The sequence below is a fragment of the Pseudomonas pharyngis genome, assembly GCF_021602345.1.
GTDB classification, from domain to species: Bacteria; Pseudomonadota; Gammaproteobacteria; order Pseudomonadales; family Pseudomonadaceae; genus Aquipseudomonas; species Aquipseudomonas pharyngis.
The window spans coordinates 308,555-330,610 of record NZ_BQID01000005.1; the positions used below are offsets into that span (position 1 = coordinate 308,555).

Here is a 22,056-nt window from a genome sequence, read left to right on the forward strand (position 1 = left end):
ATGAACGCGAAAGTCTGGCTGGTGGGCGCGGGCCCCGGTGATCCTGAATTGCTGACGCTCAAAGCGGTGCGGGCCTTGCGCGAAGCCGAGGTGGTGCTGATCGACGATCTGGTCAATGAGGCGGTACTTGAACACTGCCCTGCTGCCCGGATCATTGCCGTCGGTAAACGCGGCGGCTGTCGTTCGACGCCTCAGGCGTTCATCCATCGGCTGATGTTGCGTTACGCCCGTCAGGGCAAATGCGTGGTGCGGCTCAAGGGCGGCGATCCGTGCATTTTCGGGCGCGGGGGTGAGGAAGCGCAGTGGTTGCGTGAGCGCGGGGTCGAGGTGGAACTGGTCAATGGCATCACCGCCGGACTGGCCGGCGCGACCCAGTGTGATATCCCGCTGACGTTGCGCGGCGTGGCCCGGGGTGTGACGCTGGTCACGGCCCACACTCAGGACGACAGCCAGTTGAACTGGCGGGCCTTGGCACAGGGCGGCACGACGCTGGTGATTTACATGGGAGTGGCGAAGCTCGGCGAGATTCGCGAGCAACTGCTGGCGGGCGGTATGGCGGCGGGTACACCAGTGGCGATGATCGAAAATGCCTCGTTGCCAGAGCAACGCGAATGCCGCAGTGACCTGACAGCCATGGAGAACGATGCCCTTGATTTCAGGCTCAAAAGCCCTGCGATTCTGGTCATAGGCGCCGTCGCAGCGGCTGCGACCCAGGTCAATTCGATTCACTGGCCAGCCGACCGATTGGCCTGACAATCCCCGGTTTCACCAAATCGCAGGCAAAGAAAAGCCCGGCCTAAGCCGGGCTTTTCTCGTAGCGGCAGCTAATTACTTAGCTTGAGCTTCAACCTGCGCTTCTACGCGACGGTTAACAGCGCGGCCAGCTTCAGTTTTGTTGTCAGCAACTGGGCGGGATTCGCCGTAGCCGATCGACTGAACGCGGGACGATTCAACACCGTACTGGTTGGTCAGAACTTGCTTAACGGCGTTTGCACGACGCTCGGACAGTTTCTGGTTGTAAGCGTCAGGACCGACGGAGTCAGTGTGACCTTCAACAGTAGTGGTGGTGGATGGGTACTGCTTCATGAAGTCAGCCAGGTTCTTGATGTCGCCGTAGCTGTTTGGCTTAACAACCGACTTGTCGAAGTCGAACTTCACGTCCAGCTCAACACGAACAACTTCAGCAACTGCAGGGCAGCCATCAGCGTCAACAGTTACGTTGGCTGGGGTGTCCGGGCACTTGTCAACGTTGTCGCAAACGCCGTCGTTGTCGCTGTCGGAGCAGACTTCAGCTGGTGCTGGAACTGGAGCAGCAGCTGGCTTGGAGCCGCCACCGAAGTTCACACCGATACCGACGCTAGGAGCCCACTCGGTGTCGCCCTGGTCGATGTTGTACTGAGCTTCAACGCCAGCACGGGCGTAGAAATTGTCGGTGAAGTACAGCTTGGCACCAGCGCCCAGGTTGGCGAAGGTGGAACGGTTACGACCGTTCGAACCGTTCTGGTCGATGCTCTGGTCAGAGAAACCGGCCGAAACGTATGGACGCAGCATGTCGCCTGGGTTGTTGAAGTGGTACAGAGCGTCCAGAGCGGTGTTGGCGCCCTTGACGTTCTTGCCATCGTCGGCACGCACGTTGTGCACTTCGTCGTAGCCCAGACGCAGTTCAACGTCGTCGGTCAGGAAGTAACCGATCGAACCGCCGAACAGGTTGCCGTTGTTCTTGAAGTTACGAGCGCTGTCGAATTGTTCTTTCTTTGCGAAGCCTTCGATTTCAACTGCGCCTTGGCCTTGTGCCAGAGCGCCGAAAGAAGTGGCGGCAATCAAAGAACCAATGGCCAAGCCCAAGGTGTTTTTCAGTTTCATCCGTTAAATCCCCATCTGGTGATTGTGAAGCAGTCCCGCAAACCGGGGGACAACTCGGCGGCAAGTCTATCAGAACTTGCCTACACGTAAGAGATATTTGCGCCGAACTAAGTTTCAGCAATGCCTGCAAATTTCTCACGCAATTTATCAAGAGCGCGTTTGTAACGCATTTTTGTCGCACTCAAACCCATGTGCATGATGTCTGCGATCTCCTGAAACTCCAGCTCTGCGACAAATCGTAGCACCAGAATTTCCCGGTCAATCGGGTTCACATACACCAGCCAGCGATCCAGTCCGCCCTTCTCCTCGGGTTTCGGCGCCTTTTCTTCGGACGCTTCCTCGAGGGGGTCAAGACTCAGTGCGTCCATCAAGCGACGCTTTCGCCGTTCCTTCCGATACTGTGTGATGCATTCGTTGTAGGTGATGCTGTATAGCCATGTCTTGAACTTCGATTTCCCCTCGAAGTTCTTCAGGCCGTACAGCACCTTCAACATCACTTCCTGACAGACATCGTCTGCGTCGCGATCGTTCCCAAGATATCGTGCGCACACGTTAAATAATGTCCGCTGGTAACGCCGCATCAGTTCTTCGTAGGCGCGCGTCACGTGAAAAAGCTCGGTATGCGAGCGCGCGACCAACTCCTCATCAGAGAGCTCGCGGGGATCGTAGCGCGTGGATAGCGTTTGGGCTTTATTCAAAACAAGTCGTGCCGACAGTCAGGTCAATGTCCACCGCAGCCAGCGACAGCTGGCATTTTGCGGCGGCATACATTAGCAGGGTTTGCCGGGTTAGCGGCTACTCACATGCTGTTCCAGCAGGATCCGATTGGAGAGAGAGACTAGCTCACCCTCATCGGTCAGCAATGTGGTCTTAACCGTGCCGATCTCTTCGATCTGGCCTTCGACCTCGCCAATACGCACTTGTTGCCCAACCTGATACAACTCTCGCACATAGATTCCCGCAAGAATCTGACCGGCAATTTCCCGGCTTCCCAAACCCATGGCCAGCGCAACCGCCAGACCAACGGTAATCAATACGATGACGATCACATGGTTCAGCAGGTCGGTCTTGACCTCCAACTGACTGATTGCGACCGAAATGCTGATGATGATCACCAGGCCCTGGGCAATTCGCCCAAGTCCTGAAGCGTAGTCCAGGCCTACGCCTTCTGCCGCCCCGCGAACCAGGCCATTGGCCAATTGCGCAAGCAGGACACCCACCAGCAACACCAGCGCGGCACCGAATACTTTCGGCAAATACAGCGCCAGCATGTCAAGCGTAGCTGAAACTCGCTCAAGTCCAAGGGATTCTGCTGCCGAAACCAGAAAAATCAGCAGAACGAACCAGTAAACGATTTTGCCGATCAACGTGGAGATCGGCACTTGCAGCCCCGCGCGGGACATCAATTTGGTCAGGCCAGTGCCGCCCATCAGGCGATCGAGCCCCAGTTTGGCCAGCAACTTGGACAGCAAGGTATCCAGCAGCTTGGCCACGACGAAACCCAAGAGCAGCACAACCAGTGCGCCGAACAGGTTAGGAATGAAGTTAGCGACTTTGGTCCACAACGCAGTCATTGCAGTGACGAGGCTCTGAGTCCAGAGATCAAGTTCCATATTCAATCAGCCTTATCAGCAGTGCGAGCGGTAGGTTTACGGAGACGGGACACCGGCGCGACATGGGCCGAGCCGTTATTCAGGGCGATCATCAGCGCGGGCAGCCAGCGGCCCAGCAGGCTGAACAGATCGCCGGCGCCAACCTGGCGGTTGGCGGTTTTGAGCACGCGACCCAGGCAGGCATCGTCGTCGCGGCTGGACGGCGAAGCGTTGAGCATGTCGCGCAAAGACTGTTCAAACGGATCGTGCATACGCACCTCTCGTGATGTCTGTGAAAGACGCGGGCAAATTTGGTCGGGTCACATGGCGCATCTTCATACCCAGCGCAAACGGCGGAACAACCACCACTGGCCGAACGCCAGGGCGAGCACCGTCAGGCAGGCGATGAGGAAGCCATAAGGGCTGCTGGCGAACGGTATTCCGCCAACGTTTATGCCCAACAGACCGGTAATAAAACTCATCGGCAAGAAGATGCAGGTGATGATCCCGAAGCGATACATCGTGCGATTCATGTGCACGCTCAAGCGCCGGTCTTCGGCCTCCAGCACCAGCCCCACGCGCTCTCGGGTCAATTCGAGCTCTTCGAGATAACGGGTCAGGCTGTTGTTCAATTCGTTCCAGTAGTCGGCATCGTCATCGACGAACCACGGCAGTTTTATCCGCGTCAGCTGTCCGAAAATATCCCGCTGCGGTGCCAGAAAACGCTTCAGTCCGGCGGCCCGGCGACGGATGTGCAAAATGGCGCCATGCTCAGGGGTATACCGTTCGTCGGCATCCAGTTTTTCTTCCTCTTCATCGACCACTTCGGAGAGGCAAGTCACCAGATCCTGCACCTTGTTGGTGAGGAACTGCGCCAGATACAGCATCAGTTCGGACGAGGTTTTCGGCCCCTTGCCCTCGCCCAGCATCGCCAGCAACTCGTCGGTGGCGCGCAATGGACGCAAACGCAGGGAAATCACCCGCTGGGCGGAGGCAAAGATCCGCACCGACACCATGTCTTCCGGCTCGGCACCCGGGTTCAGATTGACCCCGCGCAAAAACAGCAGCAGCTCGGAGTCCGGCAGCGGCAACAGGCGTGGGCGAGTGTTTTCTTCCAGCAGCAAATCGCAGGTGAACTCGTTGAGCCCACTGGACTTGCGCAGCCAGGTCTGGGTCTGCGGGTGACTGCGATCCCAATGCAGCCACAAGCTTTCATGAGCCTGCAGCTGCAGATCGTCGAGATCAGTCCGGGCTATCGAACGCGCACCGCCTTTACCGTCCAGCACCAGGGCATGCACCAGCCCCCATTGCGCGTTTTCTTCCTCGAACATCCTCACCCCTGTGGTTACCGCGATTTATTCAGGCATTTTCAGCGGGCTTGGCGAGATGATCACGCCATTGTTGTCCGCATAGATGTACTGGCCGGGATGGAAGGTCACACCCGCGAAGGTCACCGGCACGTTGAGGTCGCCGAGACCGCGTTTTTCAGTCTTTTTCGGATGGCTGGCCAAGGCCTGAACGCCGAGATCGGTCTGGGCGATGACGTCCACATCACGGATGCAACCGTAGATCACCAGCCCTTCCCAACCGTTTTTCGCGGCTTTCTCGGCGATCATGTCGCCCAGCAGCGCGCAGCGCAGGGAACCACCACCATCGACCACCAGCACCTTGCCGTTGCCCTTGAGCTCGGCTTGCTCCTTGACCAGCGAGTTGTCTTCGAAGCATTTGATGGTCACGATTTCGCCGCCGAACGAATCACGGCCGCCGAAATTGCTGAACATCGGTTCCAGCACCTGAACCAGCTCCGGATAGGCGTCGCACAGGTCAGGCGTAAGGTAATGGTTCATCGAAAAACTCCTGTAACAAGGAAGACGATCAAGGATGTCGCACTCTTTTGAAACGAGTTCCGGCGGTCGCTGTTTACCTTAGACCATGTCATGGTCGCTGAACGAACCTGAACACAGGCTGAAACGTAATAGCGAAACAGTCACTAAATATGACCAGAACCGTCCAATGCGTCATATCTTAGCCGCAAGCCGACGCGAACGAAATGCCCTTTTCAGGGCGCCGCGTTCAGACCGCTGCCGCCAGATCCGGCTTCTCGCCAAGCAATGGCGTGTGCTGATCTGCCAGCCAGCGCGCCACCAGCGGCCAGACCTCGGCCTGTGCCGCTTTGCTGACCAGCATCTCGACATGCCCGAACTGATCGTTGAAACCCTGCTCACGGCCCAGATTGATGAACTGCTTGTGCTCGGAGCCAATCTGTTCGAACAGTTTCCTGCAGGCCCAGGCAGGATCCTGATGATCCCCCGCCGCGCTTACCGCCAGCACTGGGACCTGCACGTCGGCAAGACCTGCCCACCAATCCTTGTCCTTGTCGCCGAAACGCCCGAACAGTCCGTACCAGCGCATGCTTTCCAGCGCCAGGCCGATCGGCTCGTCCTCGGGGCCGCGCTTGAGTCGCGAGCCGGACAACTGGGCAAAACGCTTGAGAATGAAGCGCCCACTCCACTCCACCGGCGGAATCTTCAGCGGCCAGTACGTGCGGCTGACCTGCGTGCCGAAAAACGCCGCCGACGCCACCGCCGGTTCACCGAGGTATTCGCCGCCCAGCGCGGCCGCCAACGTGATGCCACCCAGCGAGTGGCCGATCCAGTGCGGAATCTGCCCGCTCTGCTCACGGACGAACGCGGCAATCGCCGGCAGATCGTAACGGGCATAGTCGGCGACGCGGTTGCGGCGGTAGTCCTCGTTGCGCTGGGACAGACCGTGACCGCGCATTTCCGGGATCCACACATCGAAACCCAGACGCGTCAGATACGCGCCCAGGCCCAGGCCCTTCGGCGAGAACCAGAAGCGCCGATTGGAAAAACTGCCGTGCAGCAAGATCACTGGCACGCCGCGCGACGCCGGCTCATCGGCCAAGCCGAGGCGGGTCACCGCGATTTCCACGGACCAGTCAGGGCTGTTGCCCGGTTTCAAACGATAAACGTCTTCGCTCAGATCACCGCGTCGCTCGGCGCTGATCAGGGCGACAGGAAATAGGTTGCTGCTGCTTTGCATAATGCTCTTGCACAAAAAAGGGCGGCATCCGGAGAGCTCGCCCTACTTCAATCTTAAAGCCCCGACCCGGTTCAACGGGCGGGGCTTCATTCACGGCTTATTCCGCCGCCTGGCCTTCGGCAAGGAAGAACCAGGTTTCCAGCACGGTGTCCGGGTTCAGCGACACGCTTTCGATGCCCTGCTCCATCAGCCACTTGGCCAGGTCCGGGTGGTCCGAAGGACCCTGACCGCAGATGCCGATGTATTTGCCGGCCTTGTTGCACGCGGCAATCGCGTTGGCCAACAGCTTCTTGACCGCCGGATTACGCTCGTCGAACAGGTGCGCGATGATCCCGGAGTCACGGTCCAGGCCCAGCGTCAGCTGGGTCAGGTCGTTGGAGCCGATCGAGAAACCGTCGAAGAATTCGAGGAATTCTTCAGCCAGGATCGCGTTGGATGGCAGTTCGCACATCATGATCACGCGCAGACCGTTGTCGCCACGCTTGAGGCCATTCTCGGCCAGCAGATCGACCACCTGGCTGGCTTCGCCGAGGGTACGGACGAACGGCACCATGATTTCGACGTTGGTCAGGCCCATCTCGTTGCGCACGCGCTTCAGCGCACGGCACTCGAGTTCGAAGCAGTCACGGAACGATTCGCTGATGTAACGCGAAGCGCCACGGAAGCCCAGCATCGGGTTTTCTTCTTCCGGCTCGTACAGTTTGCCGCCGATCAGGTTGGCGTATTCGTTGGACTTGAAGTCCGACAGACGCACGATGACTTTCTTCGGAGCGAACGCAGCGGCCAGGGTGCTGATGCCCTCAACCAGTTTCTCGACATAGAAGCCGACCGGATCGTCGTAACCGGCGATGCGTTTGTCGACGCTTTCCTTGATGTCCTGCGGCAGGCCGTCGTAGTTCAACAGCGCTTTCGGGTGCACGCCGATCATGCGGTTGATGATGAATTCCAGACGGGCCAGGCCCACACCGGCGTTCGGCAGCTGCGCGAAGTCGAAGGCGCGGTCCGGGTTGCCGACGTTCATCATGATCTTGAACGGCAGCTCCGGCATGGCGTCGACGGAGTTCTTCTTGATGTCGAAACCCAGTTCGCCTTCGAAGATGTAACCGGTGTCGCCTTCGGCGCAGGACACGGTCACGCCCTGGCCGTCCTTCAGCAGTTGGGTGGCGTTGCCGCAACCGACGACCGCAGGGATACCCAGCTCACGGGCGATGATCGCCGCGTGGCAGGTACGGCCACCACGGTTGGTAACGATGGCGCTGGCGCGCTTCATCACCGGTTCCCAGTCCGGGTCGGTCATGTCGGAGACCAGCACGTCGCCGGGCTGGACCTTGTCCATCTCGGACACGTCCTTGATGATCCGCACCTTGCCGGCGCCGATGCGCTGACCGATGGCACGACCTTCCACGAGCACGGTGCCGGTTTCCTTCAGCAGGTAACGTTCCATGACGTTGGCCTGGGTGCGGCTCTTCACGGTTTCGGGACGGGCCTGCACGATGTACAGCTTGCCGTCGTCACCGTCCTTGGCCCACTCGATGTCCATCGGGCAGCCATAGTGCTTCTCGATGATCATCGCCTGCTTGGCCAGCTCGCTGACTTCAGCGTCGGTCAGGCAGAAACGCGCGCGGTCGGCCTTGTCGACATCAACGGTTTTCACGGAACGACCGGCCTTGGCCTCGTCGCCGTAGATCATCTTGATGGCCTTGCTGCCCAGGTTGCGCCGCAGGATCGCCGGGCGACCGGCTTCCAGGGTGCCCTTGTGGACATAGAATTCGTCCGGGTTCACCGCGCCTTGTACAACGGTTTCGCCCAAACCGTAGGCGCCGGTGATGAACACCACGTCACGGAAACCGGATTCGGTATCGAGGGTGAACATCACGCCGGCGGTGCCGGTTTCCGAACGCACCATGCGCTGCACGCCAGCCGACAGGGCGACCAGCTTGTGGTCGAAGCCCTGGTGCACGCGGTAGGAAATGGCACGGTCGTTGAACAGGGAAGCGAACACTTCCTTGGCCGCGCGAATGACGTTTTCCACGCCACGGATGTTCAGGAAGGTTTCCTGCTGACCGGCGAACGAAGCGTCCGGCAAGTCTTCGGCGGTGGCGGAGGAACGCACGGCCACGGCCACGTCAGGATTACCGGCCGACAGCGCGGCGAACGCGGTGCGGATCTCGGTGTTCAGTTTTTCAGGGAATTCGGCTTCCATGATCCATTGGCGGATCTGGGCGCCGGTCTTGGCCAGGGCATTGACGTCATCGACGTCCAGCGCATCGAGGGCCTTGTGGATCTGATCGTTCAGACCGCTCAGTTCCAGGAAGTCGCGATAGGCTTGCGCCGTGGTGGCGAAGCCGCCGGGGACCGAAACACCGGCACCGGCCAGGTTACTGATCATCTCGCCCAGGGATGCGTTCTTGCCCCCCACATGCTCAACATCGTGTTTGCCGAGCTTATCGAGGGAAACTACGTACTCTACCAAGGTGATCTCTCCACTAACTGTGTTGGAAAAGCTCAGAAACCGGCGGCTCGGGGGAGCGTTGGCCGGCTGTATGGCCTGGACCTGGAAAATAAGTGAGAATGCGGGCCAATGGCGGCCGGCAAATCGCGCCTATCATATCCAGAAATGCTCATTAGCTTAAGGCCCAAGGTGCAAATGAAACGATCTGCTTTCTTTATCTCCGATGGCACCGGCATCACCGCCGAAACCCTGGGTCAAAGCCTTCTGGCGCAGTTCGAAAACATTACCTTCAGCAAATTCACGCGCCCCTACATCGACAGCGTTGAAAAAGCGCGGGCCATGGTACAACAAATCAACAAAGCCGCTGAAACCGACGGTTTCCGGCCGATCATCTTCGACACCATCGTCAATCAGGACATCCGTGAGATTCTCGCAACCTCCAATGGTTTCATGATCGACATTTTCTCGACGTTCCTCGCCCCGCTCGAACAGGAACTGACCGAGCATTCTTCCTACACCGTCGGCAAATCCCACTCCATCGGTCACAACTCCAATTACATGGAGCGCATCGAAGCGGTGAACTTCGCTCTGGACAACGACGACGGCGCCCGCACCCACTATTACGACAAGGCCGACCTGATACTAGTGGGCGTGTCGCGTTGTGGTAAGACGCCGACGTGCCTGTACATGGCGATGCAGTTCGGCATCCGCGCGGCCAATTACCCGCTGACCGAAGACGACATGGAACGCCTGCAACTGCCGGCCGCCCTGCGCGCCCACCAGCACAAGCTGTTCGGCCTGACCATCGACCCGGACCGCCTCACCGCGATCCGCAACGAACGCAAGCCCAACAGCCGTTATTCGAGCTACGCCCAGTGCGAGTTCGAAGTGCGCGAAGTGGAAAACCTGTTCCGCCGCGAGAACATCCCGAACATCAACTCCACGCATTTTTCGGTGGAAGAAATTTCCGCGAAGATTCTCGTGGAAAAAGGCGTGGAGCGGCGCTTCAAATAGCTCTGCGGTGTCTGATCTGACGCCTTCGCGGGCACGCCCGGCTCCCACGGGTGTCGTGGCGTTTGCAAAAACTGCATCCGACACAAAACCCTGTGGGAGCCGGGCTTGCCCGCGAAGAACGATAACGCGGTCCCTCAGATCACAAACAAATCGACAAACCGGTTCACCGGCGTGGCTTCAAGCCGCGCCTGATCCATGCACAGCGCAAGAATCTCCCCGCTGCGCTGTCCGGTGAAGCGGGTCGCCAGATTTGCCCGGAATTTGTCCTCCAGCAACGGAATGCCCTCGGCGCGACGCCGGCGATGGCCGATCGGGTACTCCACCACCACGTTTTCCGTGCTCGAACCGTCCTTGAAAAACACCTGCACCGCATTGGCGATCGAGCGTTTGTCGGCCTCCAAGTATTGGCGGGTGAAACGCGGATCTTCGACGATGACCATTTTTTCGCGCAGCACATCGATGACCGGATGGGCCTTGTGGAAATCATCCTCGTACTGCTCAGCCACCAGATTGCCGAACGCCAGCGGCACGGCGGTCATGTACTGGAGGCAGTGATCGCGGTCGGCGGCGTTGGCCAGCGGCCCGACCTTGGAAATGATGCGAATCGCCGACTCATGCGTGGTGATGACAATCCGGTCGATCTCATGCAGACGATTGCGCACCTGCGGATGCAAGGTCACAGCGGCTTCGCAGGCGGTTTGCGCGTGGAACTCGGCGGGGAAGCTGATTTTGAACAGCACGTTCTCCATCACGTAGCTGCCGAACGGTCGCGAAAAGCTGAAGGCGCGCTTGTCTTCAGGCTTGAGTGCCAGATCATTGTTGGTGTGGCTGAACAGAACGTCGTAAAAGCCCCACTGTCTGGCACTCAAGACGCCGGGAATGCCCATTTCGCCGCGCATCGCGATATCCGCCAGCCGCACGCCCCGGCTCGATGCATCCCCCGCCGCCCAGGATTTTCGCGAACCGGCGTTCGGCGCATGGCGGTAAGTGCGCAATGCCTGACCGTCGGCAAACGCATGGGACAACGCCGATAACAGCTGCTCGCGGTTGGCGCCCATCAGTTTGGCGGTCACGGCAGTCGAGGCCACTTTCACCAGAATGACGTGATCGAGGCCTACACGATTGAAGGAGTTTTCCAGGGCGATCACGCCTTGAATCTCGTGGGCCATGATCATGGCTTCGAGTACATCGCGCACGGTGAGCGGCGCTTCACCGCTGGCCAGACGTTTTTGCGACAGGTGATCGGCCACCGCGAGAATCCCGCCGAGGTTATCCGACGGATGGCCCCATTCAGCGGCGAGCCAAGTGTCGTTGTAATCGAGCCAGCGCACGATGCAGCCGATGTCCCACGCGGCTTTCACCGGGTCGAGGCGATAGGAGGTGCCAGGGACTCGGGCGCCGAATGGGACGACGGTGCCTTCGACGATTGGGCCAAGATGCTTGGTGCATTCGGGGAAACGCAGGGCCAGCAGACCGCAGCCCAGCGTGTCCATCAGGCAGTTGCGGGCGGTGTCGAGGGCTTCGGTGGATTCGATTTTGCAGGTGAGGACGTAATCGGCGATGTCCTGCAGGATACGGTCGTAGTCGGGGCGGTTGTTCAGGTCGACGTTGGCGCTCATTGCGGTTCTCCTGGTGGGGAATGATGAGTGGTGGGGTCTTCCTCAGGGGCTGGTTGGTTTTTTTTGTTTAGAGCAGATCGTGGGTGTCTGCTTTGGGGTGTTTCTTCAGTTGGATTGCTGCCCTCACCCTAGCCCTCTCCCGGGGGGAGAGGGGACCGAATGGGGGATATTCAAGCGTTACGCCGACCTGAACGTCTTTCTGTGAATCCATAATCGCCAAGATGCTTCAGGTCGCAGGACATCTAATTACAACTCGGTCAGCTCCCTCTCCCTCCGGGAGAGGGCTGGGGTGAGGGCATCGATTCTGGATCAGAAAGAGTCGCCAGGTATGCGGACGTAACCTTCCATCAGCACGCGTGCACTACGGCTCATGATCGCCTTCTTCACGACCCACTCACCGTTCTCCAGACTGGCCTCAGCGCCGACGCGCAACGTCCCGGAAGGATGCCCGAACCGCACCGCATTGCGCTCAACACCACCCGCCGCCAGATTCACCAAAGTGCCGGAGATAGCTGCTGCGGTGCCGATCGCCACCGCCGCCGTCCCCATCATCGCGTGGTGCAGCTTGCCCATCGACAACGCCCGCACCAGCAGATCCACATCCCCGGCGCCAATGGCTTTGCCACTCGATGCCACGTAATCCGCAGGCTTGGCGACAAACGCAACCTTCGGCGTGTGTTGTCGCTTGGCCGCCTCATCCAGATTCGAAATCAGCCCCATGCGCAACGCGCCATAAGCACGAATGGTCTCAAACATCTGCAACGCTTTCGGATCGCTGTTGATCGCGCCCTGCAGTTCGGTGCCGGTGTAACCGATGTCTTCGGCGTTGACGAAGATCGTCGGGATACCCGCGTTGATCATGGTCGCCTTGAACGTACCGACGCCCGGCACTTCCAGCTCGTCGATCAGGTTGCCGGTGGGGAACATCGAGCCACCGCCGCCCTCTTCTTCCGCCGCCGGATCCATGAATTCGACCTGAACTTCGGCGGCCGGAAAGGTCACGCCGTCGAGTTCGAAATCACCGGTTTCCTGAACTTCGCCATTGGTGATCGGCACGTGGGCAATGATCGTTTTACCGATGTTGGCCTGCCACACGCGAACCACCGCCACGCCGTTGTGCGGAATGCGGCTGGCGTCCACCAGACCATTGCTGATGGCGAACGAACCGACCGCCGCCGACAGGTTGCCGCAGTTGCCGCTCCAATCCACGAACGGCTTGTCGATGGACACCTGACCGAACAGGTAATCGACGTCGTGATCGGCCTTGATGCTCTTCGACAGGATCACGGTTTTGCTGGTACTGGACGTGGCGCCGCCCATGCCGTCGATCTGCTTGTCGTACGGGTCGGGGCTGCCGATGACCCGCAGCAGCAGCGCATCGCGGGCCGGGCCGGGAATCTGCGCGGCTTCGGGCAGATCCTTGAGGCTGAAAAACACGCCTTTGCTGGTGCCACCACGCATGTAGGTGGCGGGGATTTTTATTTGCGGTGCGTGAGCCATGGTGCTCCTTAACGAAGACATGGGACTTGAAGTCCCATGCCCACATCAGTTGATTTAAACGGCAACCGCCGACTCTTCGAGGAAGTCCTGGGCAAAGCGCTGCAACACGCCGCCGGCCTCGTAGATCGACACTTCTTCAGCGGTATCCAGACGGCAGGTCACCGGCACATCAACGCGTTCGCCGTTCTTGCGATGGATCACCAGCGTCAGGTCGGCACGCGGCGTGCGCTCGCCGATCACGTCGTAGGTTTCGCTGCCGTCGATACCCAGGGTCTTGCGGTCGGTGCCCGGTTTGAACTCCAGCGGCAACACACCCATGCCCACCAGGTTGGTGCGGTGAATGCGCTCGAAACCTTCGGCGGCAATCGCTTCCACACCCGCCAGCCGCACGCCTTTGGCCGCCCAATCGCGGGACGAACCCTGGCCGTAGTCGGCGCCGGCGATGATGATCAGCGGCTGCTTGCGTTCCATGTAGGTTTCGATCGCTTCCCACATGCGCATCACTTGGCCCTCCGGCTCGACGCGGGCCAGCGAGCCCTGCTTGACCTTGCCGTTTTCCACGACCATTTCGTTGAACAATTTCGGGTTGGCAAACGTCGCGCGCTGCGCGGTCAGGTGGTCGCCACGGTGGGTCGCGTAAGAGTTGAAGTCCTCTTCCGGCAGGCCCATTTTCGCCAGGTATTCGCCGGCGGCGCTGTCGAGCATGATCGCGTTCGACGGCGACAGGTGATCGGTGGTGATGTTGTCCGGCAGCACCGCCAGCGGGCGCATGCCCTTCAGCGGGCGCGCCCCGGCCAGCGCGCCTTCCCAGTACGGCGGACGGCGGATGTAGGTGCTCATCTCACGCCAGTCGTACAGCGGCGCAACTTTGGGGCCGGTGTCTTCATGGATGGCGAACATCGGGATGTAGACCTGACGAAACTGCTCGGGCTTGACCGAGGATTTCACCACCGCGTCGATTTCTTCGTCGCTCGGCCAGATGTCTTTCAGGCGGATTTCCTTGCCGTCGACCACGCCCAGCACATCTTTCTCGATATCAAAGCGGATGGTGCCGGCAATCGCGTAGGCCACCACCAGCGGCGGCGAAGCGAGGAACGCCTGCTTGGCGTACGGGTGAATCCGCCCGTCGAAGTTACGGTTACCGGACAGCACAGCGGTGGCGTACAGATCGCGGTCGATGATCTCTTGCTGGATCACCGGATCCAGCGCGCCGGACATGCCGTTGCAGGTGGTGCAGGCAAACGCGACGACACCGAAACCGAGCTGCTCCAGCTCCGTGGTCAGCCCTGCTTCATCGAGGTACAGCGCCACGGTTTTCGAGCCCGGCGCCAGCGACGACTTGACCCACGGCTTGCGGGTCAGCCCGAGCTTGTTGGCGTTGCGCGCCAGCAGGCCGGCGGCGATCACGTTGCGCGGGTTGCTGGTGTTGGTGCAACTGGTGATGGCGGCGATGATCACCGCGCCGTCAGGCATTTGCCCCGGCACGTCTTCCCACTGGCCAGCGATGCCTTTGGCTGCCAGATCCGACACCGCCACGCGGGCGTGCGGGTTGCTCGGGCCGGCCATGTTGCGCACCACCGAGGACAGATCGAAGGTCAGGCCGCGCTCGTATTGCGCGCCTTTCAGGCTGTCGGCCCACAGGCCGATCTGCTTGGCGTATTGCTCGACCAGCTGCACTTGCTGGTCTTCGCGACCGGTGAGTTTCAGGTAATCGATGGTCTGCTGGTCGATGTAGAACATCGCCGCCGTGGCGCCGTATTCCGGGGCCATGTTGGAGATGGTCGCGCGGTCGCCGAGGGTCAGCGCCGAAGCACCTTCGCCGAAGAACTCCAGCCACGCGCCGACCACTTTCTGTTTGCGCAGGTATTCGGTCAGCGCCAGCACCATGTCGGTGGCGGTGATGCCCGGTTGCAGCTTGCCGGTCAGTTCCACGCCGACGCTTTCCGGCAGGCGCATCCACGACGCGCGGCCGAGCATCACGCTTTCAGCTTCGAGACCACCGACGCCGATGGCGATCACGCCCAGCGCATCGACGTGCGGGGTGTGGCTGTCGGTGCCGACGCAGGTATCCGGGAACGCCACGCCGTCGCGCACCTGGATCACCGGCGACATTTTCTCCAGGTTGATCTGGTGCATGATGCCGTTGCCCGGCGGGATCACGTCGACGTTCTTGAAGGCCTTCTTGGTCCAGTTGATGAAGTGGAAGCGGTCTTCGTTGCGCCGGTCTTCGATGGCGCGGTTCTTCTCGAAGGCCTGCTTGTCAAAACCGCCCGCTTCCACCGCCAGCGAGTGGTCGACGATCAGTTGCGTCGGCACCACCGGGTTGACCTGCGCGGGGTCGCCGCCCTGCTGGGCAATCGCGTCGCGCAGGCCGGCCAGATCCACCAGTGCGGTCTGGCCAAGAATGTCGTGGCACACCACGCGGGCCGGGAACCACGGGAAGTCGAGGTCGCGTTTGCGCTCGATCAGTTGTTTCAGGGAATCGGTGAGCGTGGCCGGGTCGCAGCGACGCACGAGGTTTTCCGCCAGCACGCGAGAGGTGTACGGCAGGGTGTCGTAGCTGCCGGGCTGGATCCCATCGACAGCCGCACGGACGTCGAAAAAGTCCAGCGGCGTGCCGGGCAGGTTCTTGCGAAATTCTGTGTTCATCGGTCAGGACTCGGTCACGGTAGTTTCAAAGAGGGGGCGCCTGTGCCGGCGCCCTCCCCGGTCAGCGCTGTTCGATTGGCACGAACTTGCGCTGTTCGACGCCGGTGTACTCGGCGCTTGGACGGATGATGCGGTTGTTGGCGCGCTGTTCGAATACGTGCGCCGCCCAGCCGGTCAGGCGCGAGCAGACGAAGATCGGGGTGAACAGCTTGGTCGGGATGCCCATGAAGTGGTACGCCGAGGCATGGTAGAAGTCGGCGTTGGGGAACAGTTTTTTCTGCTCCCACATGGTCTTGTCGATGGCTTCGGAAACCGCGAACAACACCTTGTCGCCCACTTCGTCGGCGAGTTTTTTCGACCAGCCCTTGATCACCTCGTTGCGCGGATCGCTGTCCTTATAGATCGCGTGGCCGAAGCCCATGATCTTGTCCTTGCGCTCGAGCATGCCGAGGGTGCCCTTGATCGCCTCTTCCGGTGACGAGAAGCGCTCGATCATTTCCATCGCCGCTTCGTTGGCGCCACCGTGCAGCGGGCCGCGCAAGGAACCGATGGCCGCCGTGACGCAGGAATACAGATCGGACAGGGTCGAAGCGCACACCCGAGCGGTGAAGGTCGAGGCGTTGAATTCGTGCTCGGCGTAGAGGATCAGCGACACGTTCATCACCTTGACGTGCAGTTCGCTCGGCTTCTTGTCGTGCAGCAGGTGCAGGAAGTGGCCGCCGATGGACTGCTCGTCCGTCACGCAATTGATGCGTTTGCCGTCGTGGCTGAAGCGATACCAGTAGCACATGATCGCCGGAAAGGCGGCCAGCAGACGGTCGGTCTTGTCGCGTTGCTCGGAGAAGTCTTTTTCCGGCTCGATATTGCCCAGGAACGAGCAGCCGGTGCGCATCACGTCCATCGGGTGGGCGTCGGTGGGGATGCGTTCCAGCACTTCTTTCAGCGCTTGTGGCAGGTCGCGCAGCTTGCTGAGTTTGCTCTGGTAGTCGGCGAGTTGCGCCTTGGTCGGCAGTTCTCCGTAGAGCAGCAGGTACGCCACTTCTTCAAATTGTGCGTCGGCTGCCAGTTCGCGCACGTCGTAGCCGCGATAGGTCAGCCCGGCACCGGCCTGGCCCACGGTGGACAGTGCGGTTTGCCCGGCGACCTGGCCCCGGAGCCCGGCGCCACTGAGTACTTTTGCTTCGGCCATTGTTGTCTCCAATCTTGAATTTATTAGGGAGTACGGTTGCGGCTTACTTCTTCGCCGCAAACAACGCGTCGAGCTTCTGCTCGAAGGTGTGGTAATCGATGCGATCGTAAAGCTCCATGCGAGTCTGCATGGTGTCGATGACATTCTGCTGAGTACCGTCGCGGCGGATCGCGGTGTAGACGTTTTCCGCAGCCTTGTTCATCGCGCGGAACGCCGACAGCGGGTACAGCACCAGCGACACGTCGGCGCCGGCCAGTTGCTCGGTGGTGTACAGCGGCGTCGAGCCGAATTCGGTGATGTTGGCCAGGATCGGCGCCTTCACGCGGCTGGCGAACAGTTTGTACATCTCCAGTTCCGTGATGGCTTCCGGGAAAATCATGTCGGCGCCGGCCTCGATGCACGCGGCGGCGCGATCCAGTGCCGATTCCAGGCCTTCAACAGCCAGCGCGTCGGTGCGCGCCATGATCACGAAGCTGTCGTCGGTGCGGGCATCGACGGCAGCCTTGATGCGGTCGACCATTTCCTGCTGGGTCACGATCTCTTTGTTCGGACGATGGCCGCAGCGCTTGGCGCCGACCTGGTCTTCGATGTGAATCGCCGCCGCGCCGAACTTGATCATCGACTTGACGGTGCGCGCCACGTTGAACGCCGAGGCCCCGAAACCGGTGTCCACGTCCACCAGCAGCGGCAGGTCGCAGACGTCGGTGATGCGGCGCACGTCGGTCAGCACGTCATCCAGGCCGGTGATGCCCAGGTCCGGCACGCCGAGGGAGCCGGCAGCCACCCCGCCACCCGACAGGTAGATCGCCTTGAAACCGGCGCGCTTGGCCAGCAGCGCGTGGTTGGCATTGATCGCCCCGACCACTTGCAGCGGATGTTCGCTGGCGACCGCATCGCGGAAACGCTGGCCTGGAGTGCTCTTGTTGGAACTCATGACTCACCTCGTTCAGTGGCTGTCTTATTGTCGGCGCCGTCCTGGTAGTGACGGGCAATGTTGCGTTTCGAGGCGCCGATGTGACGGCGCATCAACAATTCCGCGAGCTCGCCGTCACGGTCGGCGATGGCATCGAGAATCCGGTGGTGTTCGGCAAAGGCCTGGCGCGGGCGATTGGGCGTGGTGGAAAACTGGATGCGGTACATGCGCACCAGTTGATAGAGCTCGCCGCAGAGCATTTGCGTAAGGGTGCGGTTGCCGCTGCCCTGGATGATCCGGTAGTGAAAGTCGAAATCGCCTTCCTGCTGGTAGTAGCCGACGCCGGCCTGGAACGCTGCATCGCGTTCGTGGGTTTCCAGCACCCGGCGCAGTTCGTCGATTTCTTCGACGCTCATGCGTTCGGCCGCCAGACGGCAGGCCATACCTTCGAGGGATTCACGGATTTCGTAGAGTTCGAGCAATTCGGCGTGGCTCAGCGACACCACCCGCGCACCGACGTGCGGTACGCGCACCAGCAGGCGCTGGCCTTCCAGACGATGGATCGCCTCGCGCAGCGGCCCGCGGCTGATGCCGTAGGTGCGCGCCAGTTCCGGCTCGGAGATCTTGCTGCCCGGGGCGATCTCGCCTTTGACGATGGCCGCCTGGATGCGCCGGAAGACGTTTTCCGAGAGCGTCTCGGAATCGTCGCCGCTGATCACCGGGGGATCGAGTTGATCCAGCATATTGTCGACACCTTCAAATCCAATGCGGCAAAAACTAGCGAATCAACCCGCATCAGTCAAAGGATAAATAGAGATTGTCGACAATCGTCTAATAAGCCTGCGTGTCAGCCCCAAGGGTTATAGACCGGCCCCGGCGCTGGCGCCATAAAACCACCGTGCTAGAATGCCGCCCGCATTTGCGAGTCATTTGCACGGCTTGTCATAAAAAGCTGATAGGCACACGAAGGCGCATGGGCAGACAGGATTTCCTGATGCCATGGCCCTGAACCGAGAACGGAACGCTGCTCGCCAGGATTTATGAGACTCAAGCCCTTCCCCACATTCTTTGCACTGTTTTGCCTGCCCGGCCTCGCCGCGGCGGGGGAAAAGACCGTGTACGGCCTCAACGAATACGCTGCCCTCGACGGGATCAACCTGGAAGTGGCGGCGAAACTCGACACCGGGGCGAAAACCGCCTCCTTGAGCGCCCGCGACATCAAACGCTTCAAACGCAACGGCGAGTCCTGGGTACGTTTCTACCTGGCCATCGACGCCGCGCATTCCCACCCGATCGAACGGCCGCTGGCCCGGGTCAGCAAGATCAAGCGCCGCGCCGGCGACTACGACCCGGAAGAAGGCAAGAAGTACACCGCCCGCCCGGTGATCGAGCTGGACATCTGCATGGGTTCGGCAATGCGCAGCATCGAAGTGAACCTGACCGACCGTAGTGCGTTCCAATACCCGCTTTTGATCGGCTCCGAGGCGCTGAAACGCTTCGATGCGCTGGTCGATCCCAGTCTTAAATACGCTGCCGGCAAACCCGCCTGCGCCATCGCCGCTCATACCGCCGAGTAATTTCCATGCGTTCTCTAACCTTCCACCTGAAAGTCCTGATCACCATCCTGGTGTTGCTGGGCGTTTCGGTTACGGCCTATCAGATTTTCGTGCTCGGCATTCCGGTGACCGAAGACGCCACCGACGACTTGTGGAACATCGACGCCAAGGTCGAGTTCGTCGCCAGCACCAAGGATCCGGTGAAGATCCAGATGTTCGTGCCGCCCCTGAGCCGCGATTACGTCAGCCTCAATGAAAGCTTTATCTCCAACAACTACGGGGTGGCGGTCAACCGCGTCGACGGCAACCGCAAGGTCACCTGGTCGGCGCGCCGGGCCAAGGGCAACCAGACGCTTTATTACCGTCTGGTGCTGACCAAGCGTTACACCGCCGAGAAAACCAAGGTCAAAGGCCCGACGTTCCGCGACAGCATGGCCATCGAAGGCCCGGAAAAGATCGCCGCCGAAGCACTGCTCGCGCCGATCCGCCAGCACTCGGCCGACGTCGAGACCTTCATTGGCGAGGCGATCAAACGCGTCAACAACGTCAACGACGACAACGTGAAACTGCTGCTGGCCGGCGATCCGTCGACGCCGCACAAAGCCAAGATCGTCGAGCTGCTGCTGTCCATCGCCCACGTGCCGGTGGAGAAAGTCCACACCATCCGCCTTGTCGCCGATCAGCCGCAAACCCCGGAACTGTGGCTGCGCAGCTTCAACGGCACCGACTGGCTGTACTTCAACCCGGAAACCGGCGAGCAAGGTCTGCCGACCGACCGCCTGCTGTGGTGGAGCGGTGATGAAAACCTGATCACCGTCGACGGCGGCAAGAAAGCCAACGTGACCTTCAGCCTGAACAACAGCGAGATGAACGCGATTCGTCTGGCCAAGCTGACCGACGAAAACACCGACGCCAACTTCCTCGAATACTCGCTGTACGGCCTGCCGCTGCAAACCCAGCAGACCTTCATGATCATGGTGATGATTCCGATCGGCGTGCTGGTGATCCTGATCCTGCGCAACCTGATCGGCCTGCAGACCCTCGGTACATTCACGCCGGTGCTGATCGCCCTGGCCTTCCGCGAGACGCAACTGGGTTTCGGCATCCTGCTGTTTACCGTGATCACCGCGCTCGGGTTATCACTGCGCTCGTATCTGGAACACTTGAAGCTGCAAATGCTGCCGCGCCTGTCGGTGGTGCTGACGTTCGTGGTGGTGCTGATCGCGGCGATCAGCCTGTTCAGTCACAAACTCGGTCTGGAGCGCGGTCTGTCGGTGGCGCTGTTCCCGATGGTGATTCTGACCATGACCATCGAACGCCTGTCGATCACTTGGGAAGAACGCGGCGCCAGCCATGCCATGAAAGTGGCGATCGGCACGCTGTTCGCGGCGTCCCTGGCGCACCTGATCATGACCGTTCCGGAGCTGGTGTACTTCGTGTTCACCTTCCCGGCGATTCTGCTGATTCTGGTGGGCTTCATGCTGGCCATGGGTCGCTATCGCGGTTATCGCCTGACTGAACTGGTGCGTTTCAAGGCTTTCCTGAAGAAGGCTGACGCCTGATGTTCGGTTTCTGGAAGACCTGGAAGGCCCTGGAAGCCCGGGGCATCATGGGCATCAATCGGCGTAACGCGGACTACGTGCTCAAGTACAACAAGCGCAGCCTGTACCCGATCGTCGATGACAAGATCATCACCAAGGAACGCGCGATCGAGGCCGGCATTCACGTGCCGGAACTGTATGGCGTGATTTCCACAGAGAAGGAAATCGACAAGCTCGGCGAGATCATCGGCGGGCGCAACGACTTCGTGATCAAGCCGGCCCAGGGCGCCGGCGGTGACGGCATCATCGTCATCGCCGACCGTTTCGAGGGCCGTTATCGCACGGTGTCGGGCAAGATCCTTGCCCACGAAGAGCTGGAGCATCATATCTCCAGCATCCTCACCGGCCTGTATTCGCTGGGCGGGCACCGCGACCGGGCGCTGATCGAATATCGGGTGACCCCGGACCAGATCTTCAAGAGCATCAGCTACGAAGGCGTGCCGGACATCCGCATCATCGTGCTGATGGGTTACCCGGTGATGGCGATGCTGCGTTTGCCGACCCGCCAGTCCGGCGGCAAGGCCAACCTGCACCAGGGCGCCATCGGCGTCGGTGTCGACCTGGCCACCGGCCTGACTTTGCGCGGCACCTGGCTGAACAACATCATCACCAAACACCCGGACACCACCAACTCGGTGGATGGCGTGCAACTGCCCTATTGGGACGGTTTTATGAAGCTCGCCGCCGGTTGCTATGAGCTGTGTGGCCTGGGGTACATCGGCGTGGACATGGTGCTGGACCAGGAGAAAGGCCCGCTGATTCTGGAGCTGAATGCGCGGCCGGGGCTGAATATCCAGATTGCCAATGATTGCGGGCTGACGTTGCGTACCCATGCGGTGGAAGCGCATCTGGAAGAGCTCAAGGCGCGTGGTGTGACTGAAACGGTTGAAGAGCGGGTGGCGTTTGCTCAGGAGTTATTTGGGCATATTCCGGCGGTCGAGGGCTGAAGCTCAGAAGCAAAAAGCACCCTCACCCCAGCCCTCCCGAAACGTCGGACCGCCCGGAGGGAGAGGGAGCCGACCGTGTGGATTATTCGAGTTACATC

Annotated in this window: 19 protein-coding genes; 5 read left to right on the forward strand and 14 right to left on the reverse strand. The window is 60.4% G+C overall.

Annotated features, from left to right (window positions below):
• Positions 1–753 carry a uroporphyrinogen-III C-methyltransferase gene (gene cobA / locus L6D74_RS13275; RefSeq protein ID WP_236189463.1) on the forward strand — a complete coding sequence of 251 codons (753 nt, stop codon included), beginning with the start codon at positions 1–3 and terminating at the stop codon, positions 751–753.
• A 75-nt stretch (positions 754–828) separates the two neighbouring features.
• On the opposite strand, the gene L6D74_RS13280 is transcribed toward cobA, so the two are convergent.
• The 8 genes from L6D74_RS13280 to ppsA form a co-directional block, all read right to left on the reverse strand.
• Positions 829–1,863 (reverse strand): OmpA family protein, encoded by a 1,035-nt coding sequence (locus tag L6D74_RS13280; protein WP_011333252.1) that lies wholly within the window; start codon positions 1,861–1,863, stop codon positions 829–831.
• A 107-nt stretch (positions 1,864–1,970) separates the two neighbouring features.
• A complete protein-coding gene (gene sigX, locus L6D74_RS13285; RefSeq protein WP_011333251.1) occupies positions 1,971–2,561 on the reverse strand; it encodes an RNA polymerase sigma factor SigX in 591 nt (196 codons plus the stop codon).
• A gap of 90 nt (positions 2,562–2,651) precedes the next feature.
• Complete coding sequence (locus L6D74_RS13290; protein ID WP_007951987.1) at positions 2,652–3,476, reverse strand: mechanosensitive ion channel family protein; 825 nt, start codon at positions 3,474–3,476, stop codon at positions 2,652–2,654.
• 2 nt (positions 3,477–3,478) lie between these two features.
• The gene (locus L6D74_RS13295; protein ID WP_007951986.1) at positions 3,479–3,727 is read right to left on the reverse strand and encodes a hypothetical protein; all 249 of its coding nucleotides are present in this window, start codon (positions 3,725–3,727) and stop codon (positions 3,479–3,481) included.
• A gap of 63 nt (positions 3,728–3,790) precedes the next feature.
• Positions 3,791–4,786 carry a zinc transporter ZntB gene (locus L6D74_RS13300; protein WP_064594680.1) on the reverse strand — a complete coding sequence of 332 codons (996 nt, stop codon included), beginning with the start codon at positions 4,784–4,786 and terminating at the stop codon, positions 3,791–3,793.
• Between the two features lie 24 nt (positions 4,787–4,810).
• Positions 4,811–5,302, reverse strand: coding sequence for a ribonuclease E activity regulator RraA (gene rraA / locus L6D74_RS13305; protein WP_011333248.1), 492 nt, complete (start codon positions 5,300–5,302; stop codon positions 4,811–4,813).
• 226 nt (positions 5,303–5,528) lie between these two features.
• The gene (locus L6D74_RS13310; RefSeq protein WP_085649399.1) at positions 5,529–6,518 is read right to left on the reverse strand and encodes an alpha/beta fold hydrolase; all 990 of its coding nucleotides are present in this window, start codon (positions 6,516–6,518) and stop codon (positions 5,529–5,531) included.
• Between the two features lie 97 nt (positions 6,519–6,615).
• Positions 6,616–8,991 carry a phosphoenolpyruvate synthase gene (gene ppsA, locus L6D74_RS13315; protein ID WP_085649398.1) on the reverse strand — a complete coding sequence of 792 codons (2,376 nt, stop codon included), beginning with the start codon at positions 8,989–8,991 and terminating at the stop codon, positions 6,616–6,618.
• Positions 8,992–9,165: 174 nt separating this feature from the next.
• On the opposite strand from ppsA, the gene ppsR reads away from it, so the two are divergent.
• A complete protein-coding gene (ppsR, locus tag L6D74_RS13320; RefSeq protein ID WP_007951980.1) occupies positions 9,166–9,984 on the forward strand; it encodes a posphoenolpyruvate synthetase regulatory kinase/phosphorylase PpsR in 819 nt (272 codons plus the stop codon).
• A gap of 134 nt (positions 9,985–10,118) precedes the next feature.
• On the opposite strand, the gene prpD is transcribed toward ppsR, so the two are convergent.
• From prpD to L6D74_RS13350, 6 genes are all read right to left on the reverse strand, one after another.
• Positions 10,119–11,603 (reverse strand): 2-methylcitrate dehydratase, encoded by a 1,485-nt coding sequence (gene prpD, locus L6D74_RS13325; protein WP_236189464.1) that lies wholly within the window; start codon positions 11,601–11,603, stop codon positions 10,119–10,121.
• A 309-nt stretch (positions 11,604–11,912) separates the two neighbouring features.
• The gene (prpF, locus tag L6D74_RS13330) at positions 11,913–13,103 is read right to left on the reverse strand and encodes a 2-methylaconitate cis-trans isomerase PrpF (RefSeq protein ID WP_236189465.1); all 1,191 of its coding nucleotides are present in this window, start codon (positions 13,101–13,103) and stop codon (positions 11,913–11,915) included.
• Between the two features lie 54 nt (positions 13,104–13,157).
• On the reverse strand, positions 13,158–15,752 hold the full coding sequence (gene acnD / locus L6D74_RS13335) for a Fe/S-dependent 2-methylisocitrate dehydratase AcnD (RefSeq protein WP_236189466.1): 2,595 nt from the start codon (positions 15,750–15,752) through the stop codon (positions 13,158–13,160).
• 61 nt (positions 15,753–15,813) lie between these two features.
• Positions 15,814–16,941 carry a bifunctional 2-methylcitrate synthase/citrate synthase gene (prpC, locus tag L6D74_RS13340; RefSeq protein WP_236189467.1) on the reverse strand — a complete coding sequence of 376 codons (1,128 nt, stop codon included), beginning with the start codon at positions 16,939–16,941 and terminating at the stop codon, positions 15,814–15,816.
• A gap of 43 nt (positions 16,942–16,984) precedes the next feature.
• Entirely contained in the window at positions 16,985–17,875 is an 891-nt protein-coding gene (gene prpB / locus L6D74_RS13345; RefSeq protein ID WP_007951973.1) for a methylisocitrate lyase, read from the reverse strand.
• Positions 17,872–18,594 carry a GntR family transcriptional regulator gene (locus L6D74_RS13350; RefSeq protein WP_169432611.1) on the reverse strand — a complete coding sequence of 241 codons (723 nt, stop codon included), beginning with the start codon at positions 18,592–18,594 and terminating at the stop codon, positions 17,872–17,874. Before L6D74_RS13350 ends, prpB begins: the two co-directional genes overlap by 4 nt.
• Positions 18,595–18,894: 300 nt before the next feature.
• On the opposite strand from L6D74_RS13350, the gene rloA reads away from it, so the two are divergent.
• From rloA to L6D74_RS13365, 3 genes are read left to right on the forward strand one after another with little or no spacing between them, the layout of a single operon-like run.
• Positions 18,895–19,431 carry a retropepsin-like aspartic peptidase RloA gene (gene rloA, locus L6D74_RS13355; RefSeq protein WP_011333239.1) on the forward strand — a complete coding sequence of 179 codons (537 nt, stop codon included), beginning with the start codon at positions 18,895–18,897 and terminating at the stop codon, positions 19,429–19,431.
• 5 nt (positions 19,432–19,436) lie between these two features.
• Positions 19,437–20,972 carry an osmotic stress tolerance membrane protein RloB gene (rloB, locus tag L6D74_RS13360; RefSeq protein WP_039769978.1) on the forward strand — a complete coding sequence of 512 codons (1,536 nt, stop codon included), beginning with the start codon at positions 19,437–19,439 and terminating at the stop codon, positions 20,970–20,972.
• Positions 20,972–21,958: an alpha-L-glutamate ligase-like protein gene (locus L6D74_RS13365; protein ID WP_236189468.1), complete on the forward strand. Its 987-nt coding sequence runs from the start codon at positions 20,972–20,974 to the stop codon at positions 21,956–21,958. The genes rloB and L6D74_RS13365 overlap by 1 nt, the downstream gene beginning before the upstream one ends.
• Positions 21,959–22,056 lie beyond the last annotated feature (98 nt).

Bases quoted from the DNA above. Each gene is read 5' to 3' on its own strand.
- cobA (WP_236189463.1), top strand. From the start codon at position 1: ATGAACGCGAAAGTCTGGCTGGTGGGCGCGGGCCCCGGTGATCCTGAA.
- L6D74_RS13280 (WP_011333252.1), bottom strand. From the start codon at position 1,863: ATGAAACTGAAAAACACCTTGGGCTTGGCCATTGGTTCTTTGATTGCC.
- L6D74_RS13290 (WP_007951987.1), bottom strand. From the start codon at position 3,476: ATGGAACTTGATCTCTGGACTCAGAGCCTCGTCACTGCAATGACTGCG.
- L6D74_RS13295 (WP_007951986.1), bottom strand. From the start codon at position 3,727: ATGCACGATCCGTTTGAACAGTCTTTGCGCGACATGCTCAACGCTTCG.
- L6D74_RS13300 (WP_064594680.1), bottom strand. From the start codon at position 4,786: ATGTTCGAGGAAGAAAACGCGCAATGGGGGCTGGTGCATGCCCTGGTG.
- rraA (WP_011333248.1), bottom strand. From the start codon at position 5,302: ATGAACCATTACCTTACGCCTGACCTGTGCGACGCCTATCCGGAGCTG.
- L6D74_RS13310 (WP_085649399.1), bottom strand. From the start codon at position 6,518: ATGCAAAGCAGCAGCAACCTATTTCCTGTCGCCCTGATCAGCGCCGAG.
- ppsR (WP_007951980.1), top strand. From the start codon at position 9,166: ATGAAACGATCTGCTTTCTTTATCTCCGATGGCACCGGCATCACCGCC.
- prpD (WP_236189464.1), bottom strand. From the start codon at position 11,603: ATGAGCGCCAACGTCGACCTGAACAACCGCCCCGACTACGACCGTATC.
- prpF (WP_236189465.1), bottom strand. From the start codon at position 13,103: ATGGCTCACGCACCGCAAATAAAAATCCCCGCCACCTACATGCGTGGT.
- acnD (WP_236189466.1), bottom strand. From the start codon at position 15,752: ATGAACACAGAATTTCGCAAGAACCTGCCCGGCACGCCGCTGGACTTT.
- prpC (WP_236189467.1), bottom strand. From the start codon at position 16,941: ATGGCCGAAGCAAAAGTACTCAGTGGCGCCGGGCTCCGGGGCCAGGTC.
- prpB (WP_007951973.1), bottom strand. From the start codon at position 17,875: ATGAGTTCCAACAAGAGCACTCCAGGCCAGCGTTTCCGCGATGCGGTC.
- rloA (WP_011333239.1), top strand. From the start codon at position 18,895: ATGAGACTCAAGCCCTTCCCCACATTCTTTGCACTGTTTTGCCTGCCC.
- rloB (WP_039769978.1), top strand. From the start codon at position 19,437: ATGCGTTCTCTAACCTTCCACCTGAAAGTCCTGATCACCATCCTGGTG.
- L6D74_RS13365 (WP_236189468.1), top strand. From the start codon at position 20,972: ATGTTCGGTTTCTGGAAGACCTGGAAGGCCCTGGAAGCCCGGGGCATC.